This window comes from Roseovarius conchicola (genome assembly GCF_041403425.1).
Classification (GTDB): Bacteria; Pseudomonadota; Alphaproteobacteria; order Rhodobacterales; family Rhodobacteraceae; genus Roseovarius; species Roseovarius conchicola.
This window is the reverse complement of sequence record NZ_JBGEHK010000001.1, coordinates 1,142,313-1,165,348: the sequence shown is the minus strand read 5'-3', so window position 1 is coordinate 1,165,348 and position 23,036 is coordinate 1,142,313. Positions and strand designations below refer to the sequence as shown.

At 59.6% G+C, this 23,036-nt stretch carries 28 protein-coding genes and 1 pseudogene; 10 read left to right on the top strand and 19 right to left on the bottom strand.

Going from position 1 to position 23,036, the window contains the following annotated elements; genetic code table 11:
• Nucleotides 1–4: 4 nt before the first annotated feature.
• Nucleotides 5–388, bottom strand: a complete 384-nt coding sequence (locus V6N02_RS05725) for a GFA family protein (RefSeq protein WP_371224529.1) — start codon at nt 386–388, stop codon at nt 5–7.
• 70 nt (nt 389–458) lie between these two features.
• Entirely contained in the window at nt 459–1,958 is a 1,500-nt protein-coding gene (locus V6N02_RS05720; protein ID WP_371224528.1) for a CoA-acylating methylmalonate-semialdehyde dehydrogenase, read from the bottom strand.
• Nucleotides 1,959–2,062: 104 nt separating this feature from the next.
• Between V6N02_RS05720 and V6N02_RS05715 the strand changes: the two genes are divergently transcribed.
• The 3 genes from V6N02_RS05715 to coaD all read left to right on the top strand — a co-directional run bounded on the left by V6N02_RS05715 (nt 2,063) and on the right by coaD (nt 4,039).
• Complete coding sequence (locus V6N02_RS05715) at nt 2,063–2,959, top strand: LysR family transcriptional regulator (RefSeq protein WP_371224527.1); 897 nt, start codon at nt 2,063–2,065, stop codon at nt 2,957–2,959.
• 58 nt (nt 2,960–3,017) lie between these two features.
• A complete protein-coding gene (locus V6N02_RS05710) occupies nt 3,018–3,452 on the top strand; it encodes a CBS domain-containing protein (RefSeq protein WP_371224526.1) in 435 nt (144 codons plus the stop codon).
• Between the two features lie 95 nt (nt 3,453–3,547).
• Complete coding sequence (coaD, locus tag V6N02_RS05705) at nt 3,548–4,039, top strand: pantetheine-phosphate adenylyltransferase (RefSeq protein ID WP_371224525.1); 492 nt, start codon at nt 3,548–3,550, stop codon at nt 4,037–4,039.
• Here coaD and V6N02_RS05700 read toward each other — a convergent pair whose 3' ends face one another.
• The 4 genes from V6N02_RS05700 to gap (V6N02_RS05685) all read right to left on the bottom strand — a co-directional run bounded on the left by V6N02_RS05700 (nt 4,040) and on the right by gap (V6N02_RS05685) (nt 6,750).
• Nucleotides 4,040–4,465 (bottom strand): RidA family protein, encoded by a 426-nt coding sequence (locus tag V6N02_RS05700; protein ID WP_371224524.1) that lies wholly within the window; start codon nt 4,463–4,465, stop codon nt 4,040–4,042. It lies immediately after the preceding gene.
• The gene (gene gap / locus V6N02_RS05695) at nt 4,462–5,469 is read right to left on the bottom strand and encodes a type I glyceraldehyde-3-phosphate dehydrogenase (protein WP_371224523.1); all 1,008 of its coding nucleotides are present in this window, start codon (nt 5,467–5,469) and stop codon (nt 4,462–4,464) included. Before gap (V6N02_RS05695) ends, V6N02_RS05700 begins: the two co-directional genes overlap by 4 nt.
• A gap of 63 nt (nt 5,470–5,532) precedes the next feature.
• Nucleotides 5,533–5,676, bottom strand: a complete 144-nt coding sequence (locus V6N02_RS05690; RefSeq protein ID WP_371224522.1) for a hypothetical protein — start codon at nt 5,674–5,676, stop codon at nt 5,533–5,535.
• 72 nt (nt 5,677–5,748) lie between these two features.
• Nucleotides 5,749–6,750, bottom strand: coding sequence for a type I glyceraldehyde-3-phosphate dehydrogenase (gap, locus tag V6N02_RS05685; protein ID WP_371224521.1), 1,002 nt, complete (start codon nt 6,748–6,750; stop codon nt 5,749–5,751).
• Nucleotides 6,751–6,922: 172 nt separating this feature from the next.
• Between gap (V6N02_RS05685) and V6N02_RS05680 the strand changes: the two genes are divergently transcribed.
• Entirely contained in the window at nt 6,923–7,885 is a 963-nt protein-coding gene (locus tag V6N02_RS05680; RefSeq protein ID WP_371224520.1) for a DUF808 domain-containing protein, read from the top strand.
• 10 nt (nt 7,886–7,895) lie between these two features.
• A complete protein-coding gene (locus tag V6N02_RS05675) occupies nt 7,896–8,489 on the top strand; it encodes a dimethylsulfonioproprionate lyase family protein (protein ID WP_371224519.1) in 594 nt (197 codons plus the stop codon).
• An 8-nt stretch (nt 8,490–8,497) separates the two neighbouring features.
• Here the strand turns inward: V6N02_RS05675 and V6N02_RS05670 are convergent, their stop codons facing one another.
• Nucleotides 8,498–9,046, bottom strand: coding sequence for a DUF4329 domain-containing protein (locus V6N02_RS05670; RefSeq protein ID WP_371224518.1), 549 nt, complete (start codon nt 9,044–9,046; stop codon nt 8,498–8,500).
• Nucleotides 9,047–9,071: 25 nt separating this feature from the next.
• Nucleotides 9,072–11,090 carry a transketolase gene (tkt, locus tag V6N02_RS05665; protein WP_371224517.1) on the bottom strand — a complete coding sequence of 673 codons (2,019 nt, stop codon included), beginning with the start codon at nt 11,088–11,090 and terminating at the stop codon, nt 9,072–9,074.
• A gap of 190 nt (nt 11,091–11,280) precedes the next feature.
• Between tkt and V6N02_RS05660 the strand changes: the two genes are divergently transcribed.
• Nucleotides 11,281–11,775, top strand: coding sequence for a hypothetical protein (locus tag V6N02_RS05660; RefSeq protein ID WP_371224516.1), 495 nt, complete (start codon nt 11,281–11,283; stop codon nt 11,773–11,775).
• Entirely contained in the window at nt 11,775–12,161 is a 387-nt protein-coding gene (locus tag V6N02_RS05655; protein ID WP_371224515.1) for a cell division protein ZapA, read from the top strand. The genes V6N02_RS05660 and V6N02_RS05655 overlap by 1 nt, the downstream gene beginning before the upstream one ends.
• An 80-nt stretch (nt 12,162–12,241) precedes the next feature.
• On the opposite strand, the gene infC is transcribed toward V6N02_RS05655, so the two are convergent.
• On the bottom strand, nt 12,242–12,700 hold the full coding sequence (gene infC, locus V6N02_RS05650) for a translation initiation factor IF-3 (protein ID WP_478013482.1): 459 nt from the start codon (nt 12,698–12,700) through the stop codon (nt 12,242–12,244).
• Between the two features lie 291 nt (nt 12,701–12,991).
• Here infC and V6N02_RS05645 point away from each other — a divergent pair, with 291 nt between their 5' ends.
• Entirely contained in the window at nt 12,992–13,807 is an 816-nt protein-coding gene (locus V6N02_RS05645) for a translation initiation factor 3 (protein ID WP_371224514.1), read from the top strand.
• 230 nt (nt 13,808–14,037) lie between these two features.
• Here the strand turns inward: V6N02_RS05645 and V6N02_RS05640 are convergent, their stop codons facing one another.
• The 7 genes and pseudogenes from V6N02_RS05640 to cobA all read right to left on the bottom strand — a co-directional run.
• Nucleotides 14,038–14,865 carry a class I SAM-dependent methyltransferase gene (locus V6N02_RS05640; RefSeq protein WP_371224513.1) on the bottom strand — a complete coding sequence of 276 codons (828 nt, stop codon included), beginning with the start codon at nt 14,863–14,865 and terminating at the stop codon, nt 14,038–14,040.
• A gap of 192 nt (nt 14,866–15,057) precedes the next feature.
• Entirely contained in the window at nt 15,058–15,903 is an 846-nt protein-coding gene (locus V6N02_RS05635) for a ferredoxin--NADP reductase (protein WP_371224512.1), read from the bottom strand.
• An 82-nt stretch (nt 15,904–15,985) separates the two neighbouring features.
• Entirely contained in the window at nt 15,986–16,390 is a 405-nt protein-coding gene (locus V6N02_RS05630) for a DUF934 domain-containing protein (protein WP_371224511.1), read from the bottom strand.
• Complete coding sequence (locus V6N02_RS05625; RefSeq protein ID WP_371224510.1) at nt 16,387–17,121, bottom strand: phosphoadenylyl-sulfate reductase; 735 nt, start codon at nt 17,119–17,121, stop codon at nt 16,387–16,389. Before V6N02_RS05625 ends, V6N02_RS05630 begins: the two co-directional genes overlap by 4 nt.
• On the bottom strand, nt 17,108–18,775 hold the full coding sequence (locus V6N02_RS05620; protein ID WP_371224509.1) for a nitrite/sulfite reductase: 1,668 nt from the start codon (nt 18,773–18,775) through the stop codon (nt 17,108–17,110). The genes V6N02_RS05625 and V6N02_RS05620 overlap by 14 nt, the downstream gene beginning before the upstream one ends.
• Complete coding sequence (locus tag V6N02_RS05615; protein WP_371224508.1) at nt 18,775–19,077, bottom strand: DUF2849 domain-containing protein; 303 nt, start codon at nt 19,075–19,077, stop codon at nt 18,775–18,777. The genes V6N02_RS05620 and V6N02_RS05615 overlap by 1 nt, the downstream gene beginning before the upstream one ends.
• 1 nt (nt 19,078) lies before the next feature.
• Nucleotides 19,079–19,906 (bottom strand): annotated as a pseudogene (gene cobA, locus V6N02_RS05610) (uroporphyrinogen-III C-methyltransferase); the annotation flags it as partial.
• A 111-nt stretch (nt 19,907–20,017) separates the two neighbouring features.
• Here cobA and V6N02_RS05605 point away from each other — a divergent pair.
• Complete coding sequence (locus V6N02_RS05605; RefSeq protein WP_371224507.1) at nt 20,018–20,479, top strand: Lrp/AsnC family transcriptional regulator; 462 nt, start codon at nt 20,018–20,020, stop codon at nt 20,477–20,479.
• Nucleotides 20,480–20,518: 39 nt separating this feature from the next.
• Here V6N02_RS05605 and tpiA read toward each other — a convergent pair whose 3' ends face one another.
• Nucleotides 20,519–21,271: a triose-phosphate isomerase gene (gene tpiA, locus V6N02_RS05600; RefSeq protein ID WP_371224506.1), complete on the bottom strand. Its 753-nt coding sequence runs from the start codon at nt 21,269–21,271 to the stop codon at nt 20,519–20,521.
• 129 nt (nt 21,272–21,400) lie between these two features.
• Between tpiA and V6N02_RS05595 the strand changes: the two genes are divergently transcribed.
• Nucleotides 21,401–22,315 carry an isopenicillin N synthase family dioxygenase gene (locus V6N02_RS05595; RefSeq protein ID WP_371224505.1) on the top strand — a complete coding sequence of 305 codons (915 nt, stop codon included), beginning with the start codon at nt 21,401–21,403 and terminating at the stop codon, nt 22,313–22,315.
• Nucleotides 22,316–22,431: 116 nt separating this feature from the next.
• Here V6N02_RS05595 and V6N02_RS05590 read toward each other — a convergent pair whose 3' ends face one another.
• Nucleotides 22,432–22,635: a TfoX/Sxy family protein gene (locus V6N02_RS05590; RefSeq protein ID WP_371224504.1), complete on the bottom strand. Its 204-nt coding sequence runs from the start codon at nt 22,633–22,635 to the stop codon at nt 22,432–22,434.
• A gap of 3 nt (nt 22,636–22,638) precedes the next feature.
• Nucleotides 22,639–23,019 carry a HesB/IscA family protein gene (locus tag V6N02_RS05585; protein ID WP_371224503.1) on the bottom strand — a complete coding sequence of 127 codons (381 nt, stop codon included), beginning with the start codon at nt 23,017–23,019 and terminating at the stop codon, nt 22,639–22,641.
• Nucleotides 23,020–23,036: the final 17 nt, after the last annotated feature.

Below are 23,036 nucleotides of genomic sequence, written 5' to 3'. Positions count from 1 at the left end.
TACATCAGTTTCCGGTGTCGACCTTCCACCATTTCGGGCGTTTAGAGACGTTCGAGTGTGATGTCGGGCGCAGGGCGACCGCGCCGGGCTTGTCAAAAACACCCAAAGTCAGGGCGATCACCGGATCGTCATCTATCGCGCCCAACGTGCTGCCGCAGATGGCGCAAAACGCGCGGGATGAGCCCGTGGAGGATCGCCATTTCGCAGGTTCGCCGCCCGGGCCGGTCCAACTGACGTGATCGGCCGGGAACTCCACCCAGGCTACCGTCAATGCGCCGGAGTGGCGCTGGCACATGGTGCAGGAACAGGTGTGGGGCCAGTCGGCCGGGGGCTGTGCGCTGAACCGGATATTGCCGCACAAACAGCCACCTTCGTAGGGTTTTGGCATCGAAACCTCCTCATCAAAAAGGGCCGCGACATGATGCGCGGCCCTTGAAAGATAAAGCGGTTTCGGGATGTTAGTCCATCGCTTTGAAGTTGAATTCGCCGCCTTCCTTGATGCCGCTGGGCCAGCGGGCCGTCACGGTTTTGGTGCGGGTGTAGAACTTGAAGCTGTCCGGCCCATGCTGGTTCAAATCGCCGAACATGGATTTTTTCCAGCCGCCAAAGGTGTGATAGGCCAGAGGCACGGGTATTGGCACGTTGATGCCGACCATGCCGATGTTGATGCGGTGCGCAAAGTCGCGCGCGGTGTCGCCATCGCGGGTGTAGATCGCGGTGCCATTGCCATATTCGTGATTCATAGCAAGGCCGATCGCCTCTTCATAAGACCCCGCACGCACGGTCGACAGGACCGGGCCAAAGATTTCCTGCTTGTAGATATCCATATCGGGGGTCACCCGGTCAAACAGGTGCGGGCCGACGAAAAACCCGTTTTCATAGCCCTGCAGCGAGAAGTCGCGATTGTCCACGACCAGCTCGGCGCCCTGATCAACGCCCGACTGGATCAGGCCCAGAATGCGTTGTTTGGCCTCGGCCGTGACAACGGGACCGAAATCGACATCCTCACCATCGGTGTAAGGGGCAACGCGCAGTTTCTCGATCCGCGGCACCAGCTTTTCGATCAGACGATCAGCGGTTTCCTCGCCCACGGGAACAGCCACCGAAATCGCCATACAACGTTCGCCAGCAGCGCCAAAACCTGCACCCACAAGCGCGTCAGCGGCCTGATCCATGTCCGCATCGGGCATCACGATCAGGTGGTTCTTCGCTCCGCCAAAGCATTGTGCACGTTTGCCGTTTGCCGTGGCGCGGGCATAGATATACTGCGCAATCGGGGTAGAGCCCACGAAGGACACACCGCCAATGATGTCATGATCCAGCAGCGCATCCACCGCTTCTTTATCGCCGTTCACAACCTGGAAACAGCCTGCGGGCAGACCGGCCTCAACAAACAATTCCGCCAGCATCAGGGGCACCGACGGGTCGCGCTCGGACGGTTTCAGCACAACCGCATTGCCGCAGGCCAGCGCCGGGCCGACATGCCATAGCGGCATCATCGCGGGGAAGTTGAAAGGCATGATCGCGGCCACAACGCCCAAGGGCTGGCGCATCGAATAAAGGTCGATCCCCGGACCAGCGCCATCGGTATACTCGCCCTTTAGCATTTGGGGAGCACCGATGCAGTACTCAATCACTTCCAACCCACGTTGCAGATCGCCGCGCGCATCCGGCAGGGTCTTGCCGTGTTCGCGGCTCAGCGCCTCGGCCAGCTTGTCCATGTCGCGGTTCATCAGGCCGACCATGGCCATCATCACCCGGGCGCGGCGCTGCGGGTTGGTGGCGCCCCATTCCACCTGCGCTTTGGCGGCACGCTCGACCACATCGTTGGTCTCAGCCGCCGTGGCGATGGGCAGTTTGGCCTGAACCTCGCCCGTGGCCGGGTTGAAGACGTCCGAGAAACGCCCGGATGTGCCTTTGGTCATGGCACCGTCGATGAAATGAGTCAGCTCTTGCATGGAATCCTCCCTTGGGGTGTTTGGGCGCACAGTATCCTTGCAAATTTAATTGGAACAGGGGCAATGTTCCAAAAAGGTCATGCAAAAATGCAAAGGTTGAGGGCATGAGCGCGCAATGGGATGATCTGAAAGTGTTTTTGGCCGTGGCCCGCAGCGAAAGCCTGTCTGGCGCAGGGCGTGTGCTGAAGGTTGACCCGGCTACGGTGGGACGCCGGGTGGCCCGGCTTGAGGCCGACTATGACACGCCATTGTTTGGGAAGTCTCCGGGCGGTTACGCGCTGACCGACGCAGGCCAACGCCTGATGGCCCATGCCGAGAAGGTCGAACAGGCCATGGAAGAGGCGGCCGACGAGATGGCGGGGCAATCCGGTGGGATGAGCGGGCAGATCCGCATCGGTGCCCCTGATGGTAGCGCCAATTTTCTTCTGCCACAGGTCTGCGCCAGGATTTCCGAGGACAATCCCGATCTGGAAATTCAGATACTGGCCTTGCCGCGCGTGGTGAACCTGACCCGGCGCGAGGCCGATATGGTGGTGGCGGTTAGCCCACCCAATGCAGGGCGATTAAGCGTGCAGAAAATCTGTGATTACAAACTCCACCTTGCCGCCGCCGAGACTTACCTGCAGCGCCATCCTCCAATCACCGGTGTCGAGGACCTGAAGGATCATCAGATCATCGGCTATATTCAGGACATGATTTTCGACAAAGAGCTGGACTACATGAGCGAGGCAGGGCTGGGGCGTGTCGATCTGGCGTCCAATTCGGTATCGGTTCAGATCAACTGGGTCCGGCAGGGGGCCGGTGTCGGTGTTGTGCATGATTTCTCATTGCCATGGACACAAGGTGTGCAGAAATTACTGGCCGATCAGATCAGTCTGACGCGCAGTTTCTACCTTGTGCGTCATGCCGATGATCGTCGACTCGAGCGGCAAAACCGCTTTGCCGAGGCACTGGTCAGCGGCATGCGCGCTGAAGTGACACGTCTTGAGGCGCTGACTTGACAGGCACCGACATATGGCGGACCTTTGTTGAAAAGCATAAACCGACCGGAGGGACATGATGCTGGTTCAACAGATCCTGCAAGCCAAGGACAGCGATGGAGTGGTCACGATCACCCCCGGCACGCTGGTGTCAGAGGCTGCGAAAATCCTGGCCGAGCGCCGCATCGGCGGCCTGGTGGTGTCACGCGATGGCGACAGCGCCGATGGCATCCTGTCAGAGCGTGATATCGTGCGTTCGATGGCGGTGCGCGGGGCGACCTGCCTGACCGAAAAGATCGACGAGATGATGACCCGCAACCCGGTCTGTTGCCACCCGGAGGACAGTTCCGACGCCGTGCTGGCGCAGATGACCGATGGTCGTTTTCGCCATATGCCTGTGGTTGACGAGGGCAAACTGGTGGGCATTGTCACCATCGGTGATGTGGTCAAGGCCCGCTTGGAAGAATTGTCGATGGAGAAAAATGCCCTCGAGGGCATGATCATGGGCTTCTGATCCCAGCTATTTCTTGAAACAAGGGCGGCAGGGATGCTTGCAACCCGGCGACCGGTATAGTTGCTTGGGCGCACTTGAATATAAGGGGCACCGGCATGCGCATTGGTCTTTATCCCGGAACTTTTGATCCGATCACTTTGGGGCATGTGGATATCATCCGGCGCGCCTCGGCCTTGGTGGATCGTTTGGTAATCGGCGTAGCGATCAACCGCGACAAGGGGCCGATGTTCAGCCTCGAAGAACGGGTAGAGATGATCGAAACCGAATGCGCCAAGCTGAGCGCGCAGACCGGGACCGAGATCGTCGCGCACCCGTTCGAGAACCTGTTGATCGACTGCGCCAAGGATGTCGGGGCACAGATCATCATCCGGGGCCTGCGGGCTGTTGCGGATTTTGAATATGAATTTCAGATGGTTGGAATGAATCGGGCGCTGGATTCTTCGGTCGAGACCGTGTTTCTGATGGCGGACGCCAATCATCAGGCGATTGCCAGTAAGCTGGTCAAAGAGATTGCAAGGCTGGGGGGCGATGTCTCGAAATTCGTTACCCCGGCGGTGCATGACGCGTTGGCCGAGAAATTGAGCTAGTCAGACTTCGCTGCGAAAACGGGTTTCGGGAATGACCGCGATCACGGTCAATTCGACCAAGATCTCGGGAGCCCAGAGACCAGCCACGCGCACACCGGTTGCCGCCGGGCCGAATTCCGCCTTCAGCCTTGCCGCGCGGGCGCGTGAGATGGCAGCCTGATCCCCGTCGCGCGTGAAATAGGTCGTGAGTGAAACAATGTCATCCAAAGTGCCTCCAAGGGCATCAAGGATGCGCTCGATGTGATCCAGAGCGGCATGGGTCTGTGCCTCTGCATCCGTGCCGCCGATCAGATTGCCATCCGCGTCCCAGGCGACCTGCCCAGTGAGATGCACCCGGCGGCCGACTGGTTCGGCGACCGCGTGGTTCATGGGAAACCCGTCGCGCGGCCAGCAACCATCGGGATTTGCGTTGATACGATCGGTCATATGAGCTGTCCCATAGCTGCCGCTGTATCCAGCATACGGTTGGAAAACCCCCATTCGTTGTCATACCACGCCAACACCCGTCCCATCGTGCTGTCCAGCACCCGGGTCTGATCCGCATCGACAATGCAGGAGCGTGGATCATGATTGAAGTCACGAGATACAAGCGGGGCCGCGCTGAGCCCGAGAACACCCGACAATGGACCGTCCGCAGCTGTTTGAACGGCATCAAAGATGGTTTGTGGCGTCATGCTCTTGCGTGTCTCGAAGGTGAAATCTATGGCCGAGACATTGGGGGTCGGCACACGGATCGACATACCGTCCAGCTTTCCGGCGAGGGCCGGCAATACCAACCCCACCGCGCGGGCGGCTCCCGTGGTGGTGGGGATGATATTTTCGGCCGCAGCACGGGCCCGGCGCGGATCTTTGTGGCCCCGGTCAAGCAGGTTTTGAGAGGCCGTGTACGAATGGATCGTGGTCATGAACCCACGTTTAAGTCCAAAGGCGTTGTGCAGAACATGGGCAAGCGGGGCCAGGCAGTTTGTGCTGCAGGATGCGTTCGAGACGATGTGATGCGACGCCTCAAGCGTATCGTGGTTGACGCCGTAAACAATAGTCGCATCCACTTCCTTGCCCGGCGCGGAGATCAGCACACGCCTGGCCCCGGCCTGCAGATGCAGTGCGGCCTTGTCCCGCGCGCGAAAGAAACCTGTGCATTCCAGAACGATATCCACGTTCAGTTCGCCCCATGGCAGCTCCGACGGATCGCGCTGTGCGGTGACGTGAATGGAGGTCTCGCCGACCTTCAAAGTGTTTTCATCAATGTTGATCTGAGCGGGAAAGCGCCCGTGGACCGTATCGCGCTCCAGCAGCAATGCACTGGTACTCAGCGGTGTGAGATCGTTGATCGCCACAACCCGCAGGTCGGTGCGCCCGGACTCAACCAAAGCCCGCAGGATATTGCGGCCAATGCGCCCGAAACCGTTTATGGCAAGGTTTACAGTCATGGTGTCACCCCATTGTCAGTTCCCCCAACTAAACGAAGGGGGCAGGGGTGCGTCAACAGCGGCTCAGCGCCAGAAGGCAAGCCATTCGATCAGCTCGATCAGCTTGCGGCCAAGAAAGACAGTATTGCCCCATTCAAAAAGCATGTAGTCCAGCCCAAGCGCCAACAGGATAAGGGCGGCAAGGCCGATAGCGAGCGTGTTGGTCATAAGGCGTGGTCCACTGCAAGACGGTCCCGCCGGGTATGCCCGACGGGACCGTCTGGATCAAGTAAGTGAGATTTACCCCAGTTTGCCCATGGCCACGGCCACATCCGCCATACGGCAGGAGAAGCCCCATTCGTTGTCATACCAGGCCAGCACCCGCACAAGGCGGTTCCCGATAACCTTGGTTTGAGCAGGTGCAAAGACCGAGCTTTCCTCGGTGTGGTTAAAGTCGATCGAGACCTTGGGTTCCGGGTCATAGCCCAGAACGCCTTTCATCGGACCGTTCGCGGCGGCTTCCATCGCGGCGTTCACCTCGGCTTCGGTCACGTCCCGGCTTGCAACAAAGGTCAGGTCGACAGCCGATACGTTCGGCGTGGGCACACGAATGGCCGAGCCGTCCAGCTTGCCTTTCAACGCCGGCAGCACCTCGCCCAAAGCTTTGGCCGCCCCGGTGGAGGTGGGGATCATGCTCATCGCCGCAGCACGGGCGCGGTAGAGGTCTTTATGGCGACGATCCAGCGTGGGCTGATCGCCGGTATAGGCGTGGATCGTTGTCATGATGCCGCTTTCGATCCCAAAGCTGTCTTGCAGAACCTTGGCCACGGGGGCCAGGCAATTGGTGGTGCAGGACCCGTTCGAGATCATCCGTTCCCCGGCCTGCATTTCGCTGTCATTGACGCCAAAAACCACGGTGCGGTCGACATTCTTGCCCGGAGCCGACAACAGAACCTTGGCGGCACCTTGCTCCAGATGCTTGCTGGCCTTTTCACCGTCGTTGAACTTGCCGGTGCATTCCAGCAGCACATCAACACCGGACCAGTCCAGCTCATCAAGCTCGTAGGTAGAGAACATCTGCATCGGCCCGCGGCCTAGGTCCATCGTTCCGTCACCCAGCGTGATTTCGTTCGGGAAACGGCCATGCACGCTGTCATACTTGATCAGGTGCGCTGCGGTTTCCAGCGGGCCGGTGGCATTGACCTTGACCACTTCGATATCGTCCCGTCCGGTGGCTGCGATATGGGCCAGAGTGCAGCGGCCAATGCGGCCAAACCCGTTGATGCCGACTTTGATGGTCATGGGGCGTCTCCTGAAAATGCTGATTTTGAGGGCGTAATAGGGGGGCTGACAGGCAGGGGAAAGGGGGAAACACGCTGGTAGCGATAACCGTTTGCGCAAAACGGGCTGGAACATGGGCGCACTCTGGAGTGTTATAGGGCAAACAGGCAGTTGGTTTGCGAAAGGGGCAGGTATGAGCGGTTTGATGGCATTGCTGGATGATGTGGCAGGGATTGCCAAACTGGCGGCCGCCTCGGTTGATGATGTGATCGGGCAGGCGGCCAAGGCGGGCTCGAAAGCGGCGGGTGCTGCGATTGATGATGCGGCCGTGTCGCCCAAATACGTGCAGGGATTCGCGCCAGCACGGGAATTGCCCATCGTCTGGAAGATCGCCAAGGCATCGCTGAAGAACAAGCTGTTGTTCCTGTTGCCTGCGGGGCTGGCTCTATCGGCGTTCGCGCCGTGGATGATCCCACCTCTCTTGATCCTCGGAGGGTGCTATCTGTGCTATGAGGGGGCCGAGAAGGTCGCGCATGTTCTTGGGTTCGGAAAGGGGCATGGCGGCCCGGATGGCAGCCATCACGAAGGCGATAAGGCGCATCTGGAAGAAGAAAAAGTGGCGGGGGCGATCAAGACTGATTTCATCTTGTCGGCCGAGATCATGACCATCGCCCTTGCAGCTATCCCCGATAGCAATTTCTGGATGGAAGCGGCCACATTGGCGGTCGTGGCTGTTGGCATTACGGTGCTTGTCTATGGCGCGGTTGCGCTGATCGTGAAGGCCGATGATCTGGGTCTGCTGATGGCCCGTGAGGGCCACTGGGGCATCACCCGTCGCTTGGGCCGCAGCATTGTCTGGGCGATGCCCTATTTCATGAAGCTGCTGATGTTTGTTGGTACGGCGGCGATGCTGTGGGTGGGGGGCTCAATCATCCTGCATGCCCTGCATGAGATGGGCTTCCACGCGCCTTATGACTGGGTTCATCACGTTGCTGTTGGTGTTGCCGATGGTATGGCAGATGCCGCCGGATTTGCCGAATGGGCGGTTACGGCTGGTTTGGACGGTATCTTTGGTCTGACTCTGGGCATGTTACTGATCCCTGTCGGAGTGAAGGTGATCAAGCCGATCTGGACCCGGCTTAGCCCGGCGACATAGGAGCACGGCAATGAGCGTGCAGACACCGATAGAGGCCTTCGTCGCAGCCGCCTCATCGGCGTATCACAGCCACGTTCAGGATGCCGAAGGGCGCCGATCGATCAAACAGATTTTCGCTGGCCTCGAAGGGGCACTGGAGCCGCGCGATACACCCGGCAAACGGTTGCCCGTATGTCGTTATCTCGATGATACCTGTGTGCCTGACGCTTTTGCCGACCCGTCATTGCACGCGCTGATGGCGGCATTCCGCGCCATGGAACCTCAACTCAACTGGTATCTGCGGGGCGGGGATCAGACCGGGGCCAACGAAGCCTATGCGACAGGCCATGCCAATGCGATGATCATCGGTCCGGGCGGGTTGGTGCGCCACAAAAGCGTTTGGTTGGGAGTGTCGCTGCTTGCACCCGCTGTGCGTTATCCAGACCACCGACATCCACCGGAAGAAACCTATCTCGTGCTCAGCGAGGGCGCGTTCTATCAGGAGGGGCGTGGCTGGTTCACGCCCGGGATCGGTGGAACTTTTTACAATCCCCCCGGCATTTTACACGCCATGCGCTCGGGCCAGACGCCGCTCTTTGCGATGTGGGCACTCAGGGCCACCTGACGGCAGGTTCAGAACCCGGCTTCGCGCTGTTCTAAGGTGGCAATCGTGTAACGGTTGGCAATCGGTCCATAGAGGCCGGGCGTAAACTCGGGGTCCATAGTGATGCATCCCCGTCCGCATAGAAGTGTCGCCGCCCCGTCCTGACTGAACCAGATGCGGCCACCCGGCGTGCTGATATAGCCCACCACCCCTTCTTCACGATCCGCGCGCAGATCATAGGAAGAGGGCACCTCGGTATCGACATCCTCGTCATGCGCGCCATGCGAGTGATAAGACGCGAAAACATTGAATCCCTCGGCCGGATCAGGCGTGCGACAGCTGTCGACCCGACCCAGTATGGGTGGCGTGGCGATGACATAGCCATCGGTATCGCGCCCGAAAATGCCGCAGAACTCGCGATCCGCTGCGAAGGAACGCGCCTGCATCTGGTCCAGAAACGCCTTGGCAAAGGCATCTGCATCCCTGGTGCGTGGACCAGCGATCGGATCAGAGTAGATCTGGGGCGCTTCGCAACTGGCAAGGGCAAGCACGATGAGAGCGGAGAAAATCCTTTTCATGCCGCAGCGTATCTTGCGAGAGCGATTACAGCAATGATTGCACCTTGTCGGCCACGGCTTCTGCGGTGATGCCGAATTTTTCATACAAAGTACCGGCCGGGGCCGAGGCTCCAAAACTGTCCATCCCGACAAAGCCTGCACGTGCCTCTCGGCCCCGCTCGCCGCATAGCCAGCGATCCCAGCCGGTGCGCACAGCGGCCTCGATACCCACGCGCACGGCCTGCCCACCGGGGAGAACGCGTTTGCGATACGCCTCATCCTGCGCCTCAAACAGCTCCCAGCAGGGCATGGACACAACGCGGGTGCCGATACCCTTGGCCTGCAGCAGGTCACGCGCTTCCATGGCAATCGCCACTTCCGAACCGGTGGCCAGCAGGATTGCCTGACGCTTTCCTTCGGCCTCGGCCAGAACATAGGCGCCCTGGGCGGTCAGGTTCTTGTTGCGATGCTCCAACCGCAGGGTCGGCACGCCCTGACGGGTCAGGGACAGCACCGAGGGCGTTTCCTTCGCACTCAGCGCCATTTCCCATGCTTCGGCGGTTTCAACCGTGTCACAGGGGCGGAACACCATGGTGTTGGGGGTCGCGCGGCTGATTGCCAGATGCTCGACCGGTTGGTGGGTGGGGCCATCTTCGCCCAGACCGATGCTGTCATGGGTCATGACAAAAACGGTCGGCACCTTCATCAGGGCCGCCAGCCGCATCGCGGGGCGTGCATAATCGGTGAAGCACATGAAGGTTCCCCCGTAAGGCCTTATACCTCCATGCAAAACCATTCCGTTCATCGCCGCGGCCATGCCGTGTTCACGGATGCCCCAATGGATGTAACGACCTTTGCGATTGTCGATGTCAAAAACACTCATATCGCCAGATTTGGTGTTGTTTGAGCCTGACAGGTCTGCTGACCCGCCCACGTTTTCCGGCATGATCGGGTTGACCACTTCCAGCACCATCTCGCTGGACTTGCGGGTGGCCACTTTCGGGGCTTCTTCGCTGATCTGTTTTTTCAGCGCCTCAATACGGGCCGACAGTTTGTTGGGCACGTCACGATCGAAAATGCGGGCGAATTCGGCCTGGCGTTGCTTGGACGCCTCGGCCAGACGCGCTTCCCACGCTTCGCGCGCGGGGATACCGCGTTTGCCGATCTCTTCCCATTGCGCCTTCACATCGCCGGGCACTTCGAACGGTCCGGTGGTCCAGCCATAGGCAGATTTCGCCGCCGACATCTGATCGGGATCGGTCAGCGCGCCGTGACCTTTGGATGTGTCCTGCGCCGCGTGGCCCAAAGCAATATGGGTTTTACAGGCGATCATCGTGGGTTTCTGGGTCGATTTCGCCTTGGTCAGCGCGGCATCAATCGCCTCTGGGTCATGCCCGTCGATTTCCAGAACATGCCAGCCCGACGCCTTGAAACGCTGTACCTGATTGGTGCGATCGGCCAGATCGACGGTGCCGTCGATGGTGATGTTATTGTTGTCCCACAGCACGATCAATTTGCCCAGACGGTGCCGACCCGCGAGGCCGATCGCCTCTTGGCTGACGCCTTCCATCAGGCAGCCATCGCCAGCAATCACATAGGTGTGGTGATCCACCAGCTTCTTGCCATAACGCGCGCGCAGGATTTCCTCGGCCATGGCAAAGCCGACGGCGTTGGAAATGCCCTGACCCAGCGGGCCGGTGGTGGTCTCGATCCCCGAGGCGTGGCCATATTCGGGATGCCCGGCCGTGATCGCGCCCCATTGGCGGAAATTCTTGACCTGCTCCAGTGTCATGTCGGCATAGCCGGTCAGGTGCAGCAGCGAATAAAGCAGCATCGAGCCATGACCCGCCGACAGGATGAACCGGTCGCGATCCGGCCAGTTTGGCGCCGAGGCGTCAAATTTCAGATGCTTTTCGTAGAGCACCGTGGCCACATCGGCCATGCCCATTGGCATGCCGGAATGTCCGGAATTGGCAGCATGAACCGCATCCAGTGTCAGGGCGCGAATGGCGGTGGCGCGCATCCAGTGATCGGGGTTGGCGGCGCGCAGGGCAGCGATATCCACGTCGATGTCATCCTTTGATCGGGGCGTCAGTTAAACGCCTGCATATCAGGCGCAGACCAAAGATCAAGCACGCCTCAGGGACGATCCCGCAAAGGGGGGGCGTTTTTGTCGGTTTGTCTGTAAACTTGGGTGCACGAGGGGGCAGGGCGATTCGCCGATGCCGCGAAGACCAAGGTTGAGGTGTGAGGATATGAGCCAGATAGACGAGCTGCAGGGCCGGATCACGGCGGCGCTTGATCGGATCAGTCAGGGGCTGGAAGCCGCAGGATCATCAGGCGGCGCGGATGCCGAAGAACTGGCGGCGCTGCAACAACAACTGGACGATGAGAAAACCGTCAGTGCGCAGCTTGAAGAGCGTAACAAGCGAATGAAGGCGCATCTGGACGAGATCGAGGCGGCCACGAAATCCGCCCGGGACGAACAGCGCCAGACGATGCAAAAGCTGGATAGTGAACTTCAGGGGTTGCGCCGCGCCAACCAACAGCTGCGCGACAATAATCAGGCCCTGCGCGAAGCGGTTGAAGCAGGCGTGGCCGAACCACACCTGATCAACAAGGCCATGCTGGCCGAGCTGGAAGGGCTGCGCGCCGCGCGCAATGCGGATCGCGCGGAAACGGATGCGGTCATGGGCGAGCTGACGCGACTGTTGAACGGAACGGCTTCACCCGAATCGGAGGATGCATAATGCCGGAAGTGAGTATCGAGATTGGCGGACGCAACTTTGACGTGGCCTGTCAGGATGGTGAAGAGCATTACCTGCACTCGGCCGCCAAGATGCTGGACGAAGAGGCCGAGGTGCTGGCCGCCCAGATCGGGCGCATCCCCGAGTCGCGCATGTTGCTCATGGCCGGGCTGATGTTGGCCGACAAGACGGCAGGGTTGCAGGACAAGCTGCGGGATATCGAAGATCGCATGGCCGAGAAAGAGGCCGAGTTGAACCAGTTGCGCGCACAACCCACACCTGCACCCGAGCGGATCGAGGTGCCCGTGGTGCCATCCAATGTCACCGATGCCCTGGCCGAGATCGCCGCGCGCGCCGAGGCCTTGGCCGAAACCGTCGAGCCCAGATAGGCGAACAGGCATAACCGCGATAAAAAACGCCCGCCGGAGAGATTCCGGCGGGCGTTTTTATTCCGTGCTTTCGTGTTGGCTTACTTATTGGTCGGGCCGATGATCATGATCATCTGGCGGCCTTCCATCTTCGGCATATGTTCGACTTTGCCGTGATCCTTGGTGTCCTCGGCCACCCGATCCAGCAATTCGCGGCCCAGCTGTTGGTGCGCCATTTCACGACCGCGAAAGCGCAGCGTGATCTTCACCTTGTCGCCATTTTCCAGAAATTTGAAAACGTTGCGCATCTTGACGTCATAATCGTGGGTATCGGTGTTGGGGCGAAACTTCACCTCCTTCACCTCGATCACTTTTTGCTTTTTGCGGGCTTCGGATTCGCGTTTTTGCTGTTCGTATTTGTACTTGCCGAAATCCATGATTTTACAGACAGGCGGGCTGGCATTGGGCGAGATTTCGACCAGATCCAACCCAGCATCGTCGGCCATTTCCATCGCGCGGGCGGGTGAAACCACACCCACATTTTCGCCATCCGCGCCAATCAGGCGGATTTCGTCAGAGGTGATGCGTTCATTGATGCGAGGGCCGGTGTCGCGCGTGGGCGGCGCGTTGTGGGGTCTGCGGGCTATGATTTTGTTCCTTCGGTGGTTCTAAAATGTTGAGGCTGCAAGGTAAACGCGCCCCCGGCGTGATTCAAGCGCGAATATCGGCTGTTCTGAGCCGAAAAGCGCGACATTCCCCCTTGTGGCTTTTCTTTTCTGACGGCATCTGGTTCTCACAACCATAATGGCCCGTGATCAAGTCTGGGCCTCATGTTCTAAGGGGAAAGTTTTATGAGAAACCTGCTATGGATTGTTCTGGCCATCGTCGTTCTTACGGGCGGTTATATGCTGTTCACCGGCAAGTCGGTGGAAGAGATCACAGAGACCGTGACCAGCGGTGCCGAAAGTGTTGCGGATACTGCCGGTGATGCCGCAGATGCCGCGGCCGATACTGCTGGCGATGCGGTCGATGCAACCACCGAGGCGGCCAGCGATGTCGCTGACACCGTGACTGAAGCTGCGGATGCGGCGGCAGATGCGGCCGCGGATGCCGTTGACACCGCAGCCGAGACGGCGGGTGATGCAGCGGATGCCGTGACCGATGCAGCGCAAGGCGCTGTGGATACGGCCACCGAGGCGGCCAATGATGCCGTGGACAGCGTAACCGAGGCTGTCGACGGCGTCACAGGCGCGGCGGACGACGCTGCCGCCGAGGCGACCGACACGGCGACAGAAGCTGCAGATGCGGCGGCTGATACCGCAACCGAAGCAGCGGACACGGCCGCTGAGGCTGCCGATACGGCGGCGGAGGCTGCAGACACCGCGACCGAAGCTGCTGATACTGCAACAGAAGCGGCAACCGAAACGGCCAGCGAAGCTGCTGATACAGCCAGCGAAGCAGCGACAGAGACCGCTGCTGAAGCGGTCGACGAGTCGCTGCTGACGGTTGACGGCTTTAACATGGAGAAAGTCAGCGAACTGATCGCGAACTCGGACATTGGCGATCTGCAACAGAACGTGCTGACCGAAAGCCTCAAAGCCGCGCAGGATAATCCTGAATTGCTTCAGGCCGCTTTGGACGCTGTGAAGAGCGCGTTGGGCATGTAAGCTTTTACGCAGCAAAAAAGGAAACCCGCGCCGGGAAACCAGCGCGGGTTTTTTCATGGCGATTGTCGGCGAGGTTTGGAAAGCGGACGCCTTTCATATCCTCGCAGTCATGGCTTGCCGCTGTCCCGGCCCTCTGCCGCACCGCCTTTTTTCGGGGTGTTTGATTACGCTGTCTCCGAACCACCGCGGGTCCAACCAATTGGCACCGATGTCAGGCAACGCCAGAACCTTTAGTTCGGCACGATTCCTTCGGCGAAACAGGCTGAATACCATAGGGCGGAGGAGGGGCTTGCCTTCCAGCGTCTCAACTCGTCAATGGACGTATCGAAGGCCGTTTCGTCCAGCAGGTTGCCCGACATCATAGCATCCTTCGCCCCGAGAAACGCCGCTATCAAGTTGTCGGCAATGGCGTCAAACCTGCCATCGCCAGCGCAACCGCCAAAGAACACGCCACCATTGCGAACAGGGATCAGCCCGGCCCCGGCAAGCAATGACACCAGTTTGCGCCCGACATATGGGTCATTGCCAAGCGTCTCGAACGTTCCGACATAGGCCCGCCAAATAGCGCGGAAGCCCTCTGGCTCGGGCCAGGGCCGGAAATCGCCATGATCATCGTCGCAGAGAACAACTCGCCCGCCCGGACGCACGGAGCGCGCCATCTGTTCAACCACCCCTGCCGGGCGTGACACATGCTCCAGCAGAAACCGCGCATGGGCCATATCGAATGATCCCCATTCGGAATTGTGCAGGGGAAGCGCCATGGCATCACCCTCCCGAAATTCGACAAGATCAGCCTCGCCCGCCTCTTCCGCCAGCTTTCGCGCCTGCGCGAGTTGCTCCGGATCCCGCTCAATCCCCATGGTACGGGCCTGACCACCGGCTGTCTGCGCCATCAGGCGTGTGAATTGACCAAGCCCGCTGCCGATATCCAGAATGCTCTCTCCTTGCCGGAGGTCGAGTTCCCGCAGGCAGGATTCGTTCAGGATGGTATTGAGCAAGGACAACCGGTGTCGTTCCTGCGGTGAACTGCCATGAATGTATTTAGATGTGTCTGACATTCCATCAAACATACGCTTCTGTCTTTGCTATTGCCAGAAGCATGCAGGTCTGCACAGCCCCATCAGCCGAATGCCCCGAGCAAAAGCGTCGGTGAAGAATGGGTCGTATCGGTCATAAGAACCGCTTCGAGACAGGCTATCCCGAAGCGGAGATTCGAGCCGTGAGTTTACGGGGTTTCGTGTGCGCCGGGCTTAATCCAGAAACGCCTTCTCAACCACGTATTGCTGCGGATCGGAATTGGCCCCTTCGGTCAGCCCGTATTCCTCAAGCATGTCCTTCAGTTCCAGATTGAATGCCAGGTTGCCGCAGATCATCGCGCGATCATGCTCGGGGCAGAGCGGGGCCACGCCCAGATCCTCGAACGCCTCGCCCGAGCGCATCAGGTCGGTGATCCGGCCCATCTTGGGGCTCTCTTCACGGGTGGTTGTGGGGTAGTATTTGATCTTTTTCCAGAAGCCTTCGCCGATCACCTCGTTCAGCAATTCATCATGCTGCAGGCTTTCGATCATTTCGCGCCCATAGGTCAGTTCACCCGCCTCGCGACAGGTATGCGTGATGATCACCTCGTCGTAATCCTCATAGGTCTGAGGTTCGCGCAGAAGCGAGGCGAAAGGCGCAAAGCCGGTGCCGGTGGCAAAGAACCAGATGCGCTTGCCCGGGAGCAACGCGTCATGCACCAGCGTGCCCACCGGTTTGGGGCGCAGGATGATCTCATCGCCCGGCTGGATATGTTGCAAGCGCGAGGTCAGCGGGCCGTCCTGTACCTTGATCGAATAAAACTCAAGCTCTTCATCCCATGACGGCGAAGCAATGGAATAGGCCCGCAGCAGGGGTTTCTCACGGCCTGTCTTTTCATCGGTCTGCATCAACCCGATCATCACGAACTCGCCCGAGCGGAAGCGCAAAGAGGCAGGCCGTGTGACCCGGAAGGAAAACAGACGGTCGGTCCAGTGTTTCACCTGCGTCACGGTTTGTGCGTCGGGCAGGGTCGGGGCCTTGATAGGCTTGGCTTCGGTCACAGGCGTGATCTCGTTCATAATTCATCCAGTGCCGATCTGTTAAACCGACATCCTTTAGTAATCTTTGATCTGGGTCAGGTGAAGGGGCTTTGCCCCGGACTTATCCGCGCAGGCGGGCCTGATAGTCATGCACCTGCCAATCGGCGCGGAACAGCCAATGGGATTCCGGCTGACGCTCGGCCATCTCATCGCTGATTTCGACCTCGTCGAACCCGGCGCGGCGCGCCATGGTGTATTGGTCGGCGATGATATGGCCCCGGGCGCGCAGGCGGCCCTTGTATCCCATCAGGCGCAATTGGCGCGCGATGGTAAAGCCCCGGCCATCCGAAAAGCTGGGAAAATCCACGCGGATCATCGGGATATCCTCCAGCCGACCGGCCAGTTCAACCGGGTCATTGCTGGATGCCAGGTCAATCGCCACATCGGGGCGCGCGTCGTTCAGGGCGGCGAATTCGCCGTCCCAATCGTCACTCTCAAAACCAGTGTCTTTGACAAGAATGCTCATGCTCTCTCTCCTTGGGGTACGAACTTGCCATCCACCATGTGAATGCCGCATTCGGTTTTGTCCTGACCGCGCCAGCGGCCGTTGCGTGGGTCTTCGCCGGGGGCAACCGGCGTGGTGCAGGGAATGCAGCCAATCGAAGCATACCCGCGCGCGACCAGCGGATGCCGGGGCAGGCGGTTTTCTTCCATGTAGGTCTGCACGTCGTCGCGGGTCCAATGGGCCAGTGGGTTCACTTTCATGCGTCCCGTGCCCTCTTCAGTTTCAAAGAAATCAAGGCTGGCGCGCGTGCCACCCTGATAGCGTTTGCGCCCTGTGATCCAGCCGTCAAACCCTTGCAAAGCGGCTTGCAATGGGGCGGCTTTGCGCAGCGCACAGCAGGCATCGGGCGCGCGTTGGTGCAGCGTGCTATCGGGATCCTGGGCGCGCAAGTCGGCTTGGCTGGCGCGGATAATACGCAGATCGGCAAGGCCCAGACGCTCGGCCAGTTCCTGCTGATAGACCAGCGTTTCGGTGAACAGCATTTCGGTGTCGATAAAGATCACCGGCGTCTCGCGCTGGATCACCGAAACCATATGCAGCAGCACCACGGATTCCGCCCCGAAACTGGACACCAGCGCCAGCTTGCCTGCCTCTTGCGAGGTGAGCGCATGGCTGAGCACGGAGGTGGCCGAGTTCAGCCGGTACCATTCGTTCAGCCCCGACACACGGGTGGTCAGATCACTCGGCAGCATGTGTCTGGGCCTGCTCGTAAAGGGCGGCTTTGAACGGGTCCATGCCGACACGGCGGAAGGTGTCAAGGAAGGCCTCCTCGGGTCCGGTGCGCAGATCGAGATAAGCATAGATAATACGCTCGATCGCCGGGACGATTTCATCATAGGCAAAGCCGGGGCCGGTCCGCTGACCGATGGCCGCATCCTGCGTGTGATCACCACCCAACGTGATCTGGTAGTTTTCCACGCCGGCACGATCCAGCCCAAGAATGCCGATCTGACCCACATGGTGGTGGCCACAGGCATTGATGCAGCCCGAGATCTTGATCTTCAGATCGCCGATATCCTGTTCCAGTTTCAGCTCGTCAAACCGGGTGGCAATCTCCTGAGCAATTGGGATCGAGCGGGCGGTGGCCAGGGCGCAGTAATCCATGCCGGGGCAGGCGATGATATCGGAAACCAGCCCGATATTGGCCGTGCCCAGCCCGTTTTTTTTCAGCACCGCATGCAGCGCGGGCAGATCGGATTTGTGTACATGGGGCAGGATGACGTTCTGCTCGTGGCTGATGCGGATGTGATCATGGCCGTAAGCCTCGGCCAGATCGGCCATGACGCGCATCTGCTCAGCCGAGGCATCGCCCGGTGTCGCCCCATGCGCCTTGAGGCTGATCTGTACGATCGCGTAACCCGGTGCGCGGTGTTCGGCCAGGTTGGTGTCAGACCAGGCCCGGAAGATCGGATCGGTCTTATAGGCGGTCTCAAAGATCGCCGTACTATCCTTGCGGAAGGCCGGGGGCGCAAAGGCGGCCTTGATGTCTTCAAACAGCACTGTGTCGATACCGGTAAAGGTGGGGCGGATCACGGCAAACCGGTCTTCCACGCGGGCACGGATATCGTCGATGCCATGCTCATGCACGGTGATCTTGATGCGCGATTTGTACTTGTTGTCGCGCCGGCCCAGCAGGTTCCAGACGCTGACCACGGCTTCGATGTAAGGCAGCAGATCGTCCTGAGAGACGAAGTCACGGATCACTTTGCCGATCATCGGGGTACGACCAAGGCCTCCGCCAACGATGACACGGTAGCCGATCTCGCCGTCCTGCTCGACGATCTGCAACCCGATGTCGTGTGCCATGGTCACGGCGCGGTCGTTCGGCGCACCGGTCACGGCGATCTTGAATTTGCGCGGCAGGAACTGAAATTCCGGATGATCGGTCGACCATTGCCGGATCAGTTCGGCCACCGGGCGCGGATCGGCGATTTCATCCGCGGCCGCGCCAGCAAAGTGATCGGCGGTGACATTCCGGATGGTGTTGCCCGATGTCTGGATGGCATGCATGCCCACCTCGGCCAGCGCATCCAGCATATCGGGCACATCATTCAGCTTGGGCCAGTTATACTGGATGTTCTGACGGGTGGTGAAATGGCCATAGCCCTTGTCCCACCGCTCGGCGATCATTGCCAATTGGCGCATCTGGCGGCTGTTGAGCGTGCCATAGGGGATCGCCACGCGCAGCATATAGGCGTGCAGTTGCAGATAAAGGCCGTTCATCAGGCGCAGGGGCTTGAACTCGTCCTCGGTCAGCGCGCCGGAAATGCGGCGTTCCACCTGGTGGCGGAACTGGCGATTGCGCTGCGCGACGAAGGCGGCGTCAAATTCGGAATAATCATACATCAGTTCAACTCCGCCTGTTTGCCGTGGAAGTAGTTCGAGGGGCCGGTGCGCCGAAACGCCTCGCGGAAATGGGTGGGTTGCGGGCCATCCGCACTTTCGACAGCATCGGCCAGGTAGGGTCCAACCACGATATCGGGCTGTCCTTCTGCCATCAGCAGGCGCAGATTGGCGTGGCCTTGATCGGTCAGCAACTCGGCCTCGGAGAGATCGCGGGTCCAGTCATCATCGGTTGTGAGGTAAATCACGTCGCCTTCGATCAGGGCGTTTCCAGTGACAACTTTAGGGGTAAATTCGCGGGGCATATCAGGCAAGCTCCTGTGCTGGGATGTGGGGCAGGGCGGTTTGGGCGGCACGGGGCGCAAGGCCGAAAAGGGTAAGGGCGGGTCCAGTCAGATCGGCCTCGGCCAGATCGCCGGGCAGTTGTGCAAGCGTGGTTTCGATGATGCGCTGATCCGGTCCGGACGCATTTTCAACCAGGGTGATCGGCGTGACGGGGGCGGCACCATGCATCAGCAGGCGACCCTGAATAAAACGCGATGCCGTTTTGCCCATGTAGATCGCGGCGACTTCGTCGGGGCGGGCCAGGGCGCGCCATTCATGATCGGCAAAGCCTTTCATATCGTGACCTGTCAGAATACGGATCGACGCATTTCGGCCCCGCTTGGTCAGGCTTTGACCTATTGCGGCCACCGAGGCGGAGGCGGCAGTGATACCGGGCACGATATGCCAATCGATTCCCGCCGCCGTCAGAGCATCAATTTCTTCGTCCAGACGGCCAAACACGGTTGGATCGCCGCCTTTCAGGCGCACGACGCGTGCACCGGACAGGGCATGATTGGCAATCAAAGCGTTGATATCGCTCTGGCGCGTTGAAGGACCAAAGCCCTTTTTCCCGGCATCAATCAGCCGCGCGTGTGGGCCAGCAAGATCCAGCACGTCGCGCGACACAAGGCGGTCATGGATCACCACCTCGGCCGCTTCGAGCGCGCGCAGGGCCTTTACCGTCAAAAGCTCGGAATCCCCCGGTCCGGCGCCGACAAAGGCCACCTGGCCCGGTGCGGGGCGCGCGCGGCGCTTGAGGTAGGAAAAAACGGACATAGCATGGCCTGCTGTTTCGATTGACTTCCTGCCCAATATAGAAAATATTCCCGGAATTACGCCAGTATGTCGGGCGAATAAGGAAAATTGTTCTAGTTTGGACGTCGTCCAACCGGGGTGTTCCATGAAAAAGGAAAAATCGAAATGTCTGTTCGCCTGGATGAACTTGACCGGAAAATCCTTGTGCAACTGCAAGCCGACGGAGGGCAATCGCTGGACGATATTGCCAAGTTGGTGGGCAGTTCAAAGACGCCGGTGTGGAACCGGATTCGCAAGATGCGCGAGGGCGGAATCATCAAACAACAGACCTATCTGCTGGATGCCGAGGCGCTGGGGTTTGAGGCCTGTTTCTTTGTGCTGATCCGCACGTCAGAACATGATGCCGATTGGCAGGCGCGGTTCCTGAAAGCTCTGCGGGACCGCCCCGAAGTGCAAGAGGCGCACCGGCTGGCCGGGGATATCGATTATATCCTGAAGGTGCGCGTGGCCAATGCACGGGCCTATGACACGTTCTATCAGGCGCTGATCTCCGAGGTGAAGGTACACAACGTGACGGCCTTGCTGTCGATGGAAGAGATCAAGTCGACCACCATGTTGCCGCTGTAGGGGCAAGAAAACTCGTGCGAATTTTCTTGGGTGCTCGTCTTACGCGTTGGTTTCCAAGGCTTTGATAATGGGGGTGAAATCGGCCTCTGACAGGCTGGCTCCGCCGACCAACGCACCATCGACATTGGCTACGGCAAAGATGTCGGCGGCATTGGCAGGTTTCACCGACCCCCCATAAAGCAAGCGCACCGCATTGCCGATCTCTGCGCCAAAACGCCGTTCCAGACGGGCGCGGATGAAATCATGGACCTCACCGATCTGCTCGGTTGTAGCGGTCAGACCGCTCCCTATGGCCCAGATCGGTTCATAGGCAATCACTGTGTTTTCCCCGGTACTCGTATCGGGCACAGACGATGACAGCTGACCTGCGATGATATCCAGTGTGTTTTGCGCCTCTCGCTGGGCCAGGGATTCGCCAAGACAGATCACCGCCATCATTCCGGCCTCATGCGCCGCGCGGGCCTTGGCACGCACCATCTCGCTGCTTTCCTCGTGATCTTCCCGCCGCTCGGAGTGGCCGACGATGACAGCCTTCGCCCCGGCATCCGCCAGCATCGGGGCTGACAGATCGCCGGTATGTGCCCCCGCCGCATCAGGGTGGCAATCCTGTGCGCCGACCATCACAGGGGTATCGGCCAAAAGCCCATCGGCCGAGGTAATCAGCGTGGCGGGCAGGCACAGCAGCACATCGGCGCCGGGCGAGGGGTGCGCGGCTGCAATTGCCTGAGCCTCGGACAGGGACGCGCGTGTTCCGTTCATCTTCCAGTTTCCGGCGGCCAGCTTGCGTCTCATCGATGTGTGCCTATCTGTAAGGATGTAAGTGAGGGGTTTGTTTCGTGAACCGCCCTGCCAGTCAAGAGCAGGTTGCAGTTGCAATCATGGCGCGGCATACCCCGGTTAACAGTCGTTATGAGGTATACCATGATCCCGCAGATTGACCTTCAGGCCGTTATGGACCGCGATGCCGCCACGTTGACCCGTTTGAGGGAAGGCGCGGAAGAGCTCGGTTTCCTGACCGTTGTGAATACCGAGCTTGGCCGCAATGAGGTAGAGCAGGTGATCGAGGTTTACCGCGATTTCTTTCAGTTGCCCGAGGCCGAGAAGGCGCAGGTGGATATGGCCCGCACCGGATCAAACCGCGGATGGGGCGCCTCAGGCTCTGAACAGGTCGATCCCAACGCCAATGCCGATTACAAGCAGGTGTTTGATTGCGGGTTTGAGCTGCCCGAAGGCGATGCATTGCGCCAATCCGGCCTGGGGGTGTATGCGCCCAACCAGTGGCCGCAGGACCGCCCCGAGTTCAAAAAGACCATCGCGGGCTATTATGACAAGGCGATGCGCGTCTCCATGCAGATTTTGCGCGGGATTGCCACGGCGACGGGCGAGGATGCGGATTACTTTGCCGACAAGTTTGACCGCCCGATGGCGTTGCTGCGTGGCAATTACTACCCTGAACGCCCCGAGTGGGCAGGTGAGAAGGATTTTGGCATCGCCACGCACACTGATTACGGTTGTCTGACCTTGCTGGCCACTGATGGCACACCGGGTCTTGAGGTGCGCAAACGCGGTGGGGGCTGGATCCCGGTCACAGCCGAGCCGGGCACGTTTATCATCAATTTCGGCGAAATGCTGCAAATGTGGACCGACAAGCGTGTGGTGGCGACGCCCCACCGCGTGAAAGGCACCAAGGCGGAACGCATCTCGATCCCGATGTTCTTCAACCCAAATTACAACACCAATGTTGCCCCGCGCGGATCAGATCAGGTGATCCTGGCTGGTGAGCATCTGACCAAACGCTATGAAGAAACCTATCTGCACCTGAAAAACGCCGGTTAAAGGTAACGCAAAGCCTCGCGAGCTAATGCTGAGGCCTCATCCGGGTCATCCTGTGCACTCTCGGGCAGGCGCCAATAAGGCATTTGCGCGGTCTTTCCGTTGTCGCGGGTATAGGATCAGCGGGAGCACCCCATGTCCTCAAGCCGGTCCTGAAACGCACCGGCGCCTTTGATCATGATGCCAAACTCGGAATGCAGGATCGCGAAGATCGTGCCTTGGTGATAAAGGCACAGGCCGCCCATCATCTTGCGGGTGGTAATCTCTCCAAGGTCCGAGAAAAGATCGGTGGCGAAGGCAATCTCTTCGTCACTGACAGCCATGGGTCAGCCCTGGCCGTTCTCGGCTTCCAGCTCGTCCACATCTTTGAACTTGATGCTCTCGCCACAGCCGCAGGCTTCGGTCACGTTGGGGTTGTTGAACCGGAAACCGGATTCGAGCAGCGAGGTTTCATAATCAATCTCGGTCCCGAACAGGAACATCTGGGCCATGGGCGCAATCATCACCCGCGCGCCGTCTTGTTCGACCAGTTCATCATTTGGATCGATCTCTGACACGTAATCCATGGTATATTCCATGCCCGCACAGCCACCCTTCTTGACGCCGATGCGCAGGCCCTTGGAGCCACCCTTTTCCATCAGTTGCGCGATTTGCGCCGCCGCCTTGGGCGAGATAGTCACAGCCTGTTTTCCCGGAATGCCAAACATGGTCCGTCCTTTTGCGC

Coding starts and splice junctions, on each gene's coding strand:
- V6N02_RS05725 (WP_371224529.1), bottom strand. CDS start 388: ATGCCAAAACCCTACGAAGGTGGCTGTTTGTGCGGCAATATCCGGTTC.
- V6N02_RS05720 (WP_371224528.1), bottom strand. CDS start 1,958: ATGCAAGAGCTGACTCATTTCATCGACGGTGCCATGACCAAAGGCACA.
- V6N02_RS05715 (WP_371224527.1), top strand. CDS start 2,063: ATGAGCGCGCAATGGGATGATCTGAAAGTGTTTTTGGCCGTGGCCCGC.
- V6N02_RS05710 (WP_371224526.1), top strand. CDS start 3,018: ATGCTGGTTCAACAGATCCTGCAAGCCAAGGACAGCGATGGAGTGGTC.
- coaD (WP_371224525.1), top strand. CDS start 3,548: ATGCGCATTGGTCTTTATCCCGGAACTTTTGATCCGATCACTTTGGGG.
- V6N02_RS05700 (WP_371224524.1), bottom strand. CDS start 4,465: ATGACCGATCGTATCAACGCAAATCCCGATGGTTGCTGGCCGCGCGAC.
- gap (WP_371224523.1), bottom strand. CDS start 5,469: ATGACTGTAAACCTTGCCATAAACGGTTTCGGGCGCATTGGCCGCAAT.
- V6N02_RS05690 (WP_371224522.1), bottom strand. CDS start 5,676: ATGACCAACACGCTCGCTATCGGCCTTGCCGCCCTTATCCTGTTGGCG.
- gap (WP_371224521.1), bottom strand. CDS start 6,750: ATGACCATCAAAGTCGGCATCAACGGGTTTGGCCGCATTGGCCGCTGC.
- V6N02_RS05680 (WP_371224520.1), top strand. CDS start 6,923: ATGAGCGGTTTGATGGCATTGCTGGATGATGTGGCAGGGATTGCCAAA.
- V6N02_RS05675 (WP_371224519.1), top strand. CDS start 7,896: ATGAGCGTGCAGACACCGATAGAGGCCTTCGTCGCAGCCGCCTCATCG.
- V6N02_RS05670 (WP_371224518.1), bottom strand. CDS start 9,046: ATGAAAAGGATTTTCTCCGCTCTCATCGTGCTTGCCCTTGCCAGTTGC.
- V6N02_RS05660 (WP_371224516.1), top strand. CDS start 11,281: ATGAGCCAGATAGACGAGCTGCAGGGCCGGATCACGGCGGCGCTTGAT.
- V6N02_RS05655 (WP_371224515.1), top strand. CDS start 11,775: ATGCCGGAAGTGAGTATCGAGATTGGCGGACGCAACTTTGACGTGGCC.
- V6N02_RS05645 (WP_371224514.1), top strand. CDS start 12,992: ATGAGAAACCTGCTATGGATTGTTCTGGCCATCGTCGTTCTTACGGGC.
- V6N02_RS05640 (WP_371224513.1), bottom strand. CDS start 14,865: ATGTCAGACACATCTAAATACATTCATGGCAGTTCACCGCAGGAACGA.
- V6N02_RS05635 (WP_371224512.1), bottom strand. CDS start 15,903: ATGAACGAGATCACGCCTGTGACCGAAGCCAAGCCTATCAAGGCCCCG.
- V6N02_RS05630 (WP_371224511.1), bottom strand. CDS start 16,390: ATGAGCATTCTTGTCAAAGACACTGGTTTTGAGAGTGACGATTGGGAC.
- V6N02_RS05625 (WP_371224510.1), bottom strand. CDS start 17,121: ATGCTGCCGAGTGATCTGACCACCCGTGTGTCGGGGCTGAACGAATGG.
- V6N02_RS05620 (WP_371224509.1), bottom strand. CDS start 18,775: ATGTATGATTATTCCGAATTTGACGCCGCCTTCGTCGCGCAGCGCAAT.
- V6N02_RS05615 (WP_371224508.1), bottom strand. CDS start 19,077: ATGCCCCGCGAATTTACCCCTAAAGTTGTCACTGGAAACGCCCTGATC.
- V6N02_RS05605 (WP_371224507.1), top strand. CDS start 20,018: ATGTCTGTTCGCCTGGATGAACTTGACCGGAAAATCCTTGTGCAACTG.
- tpiA (WP_371224506.1), bottom strand. CDS start 21,271: ATGAGACGCAAGCTGGCCGCCGGAAACTGGAAGATGAACGGAACACGC.
- V6N02_RS05595 (WP_371224505.1), top strand. CDS start 21,401: ATGATCCCGCAGATTGACCTTCAGGCCGTTATGGACCGCGATGCCGCC.
- V6N02_RS05590 (WP_371224504.1), bottom strand. CDS start 22,635: ATGGCTGTCAGTGACGAAGAGATTGCCTTCGCCACCGATCTTTTCTCG.
- V6N02_RS05585 (WP_371224503.1), bottom strand. CDS start 23,019: ATGTTTGGCATTCCGGGAAAACAGGCTGTGACTATCTCGCCCAAGGCG.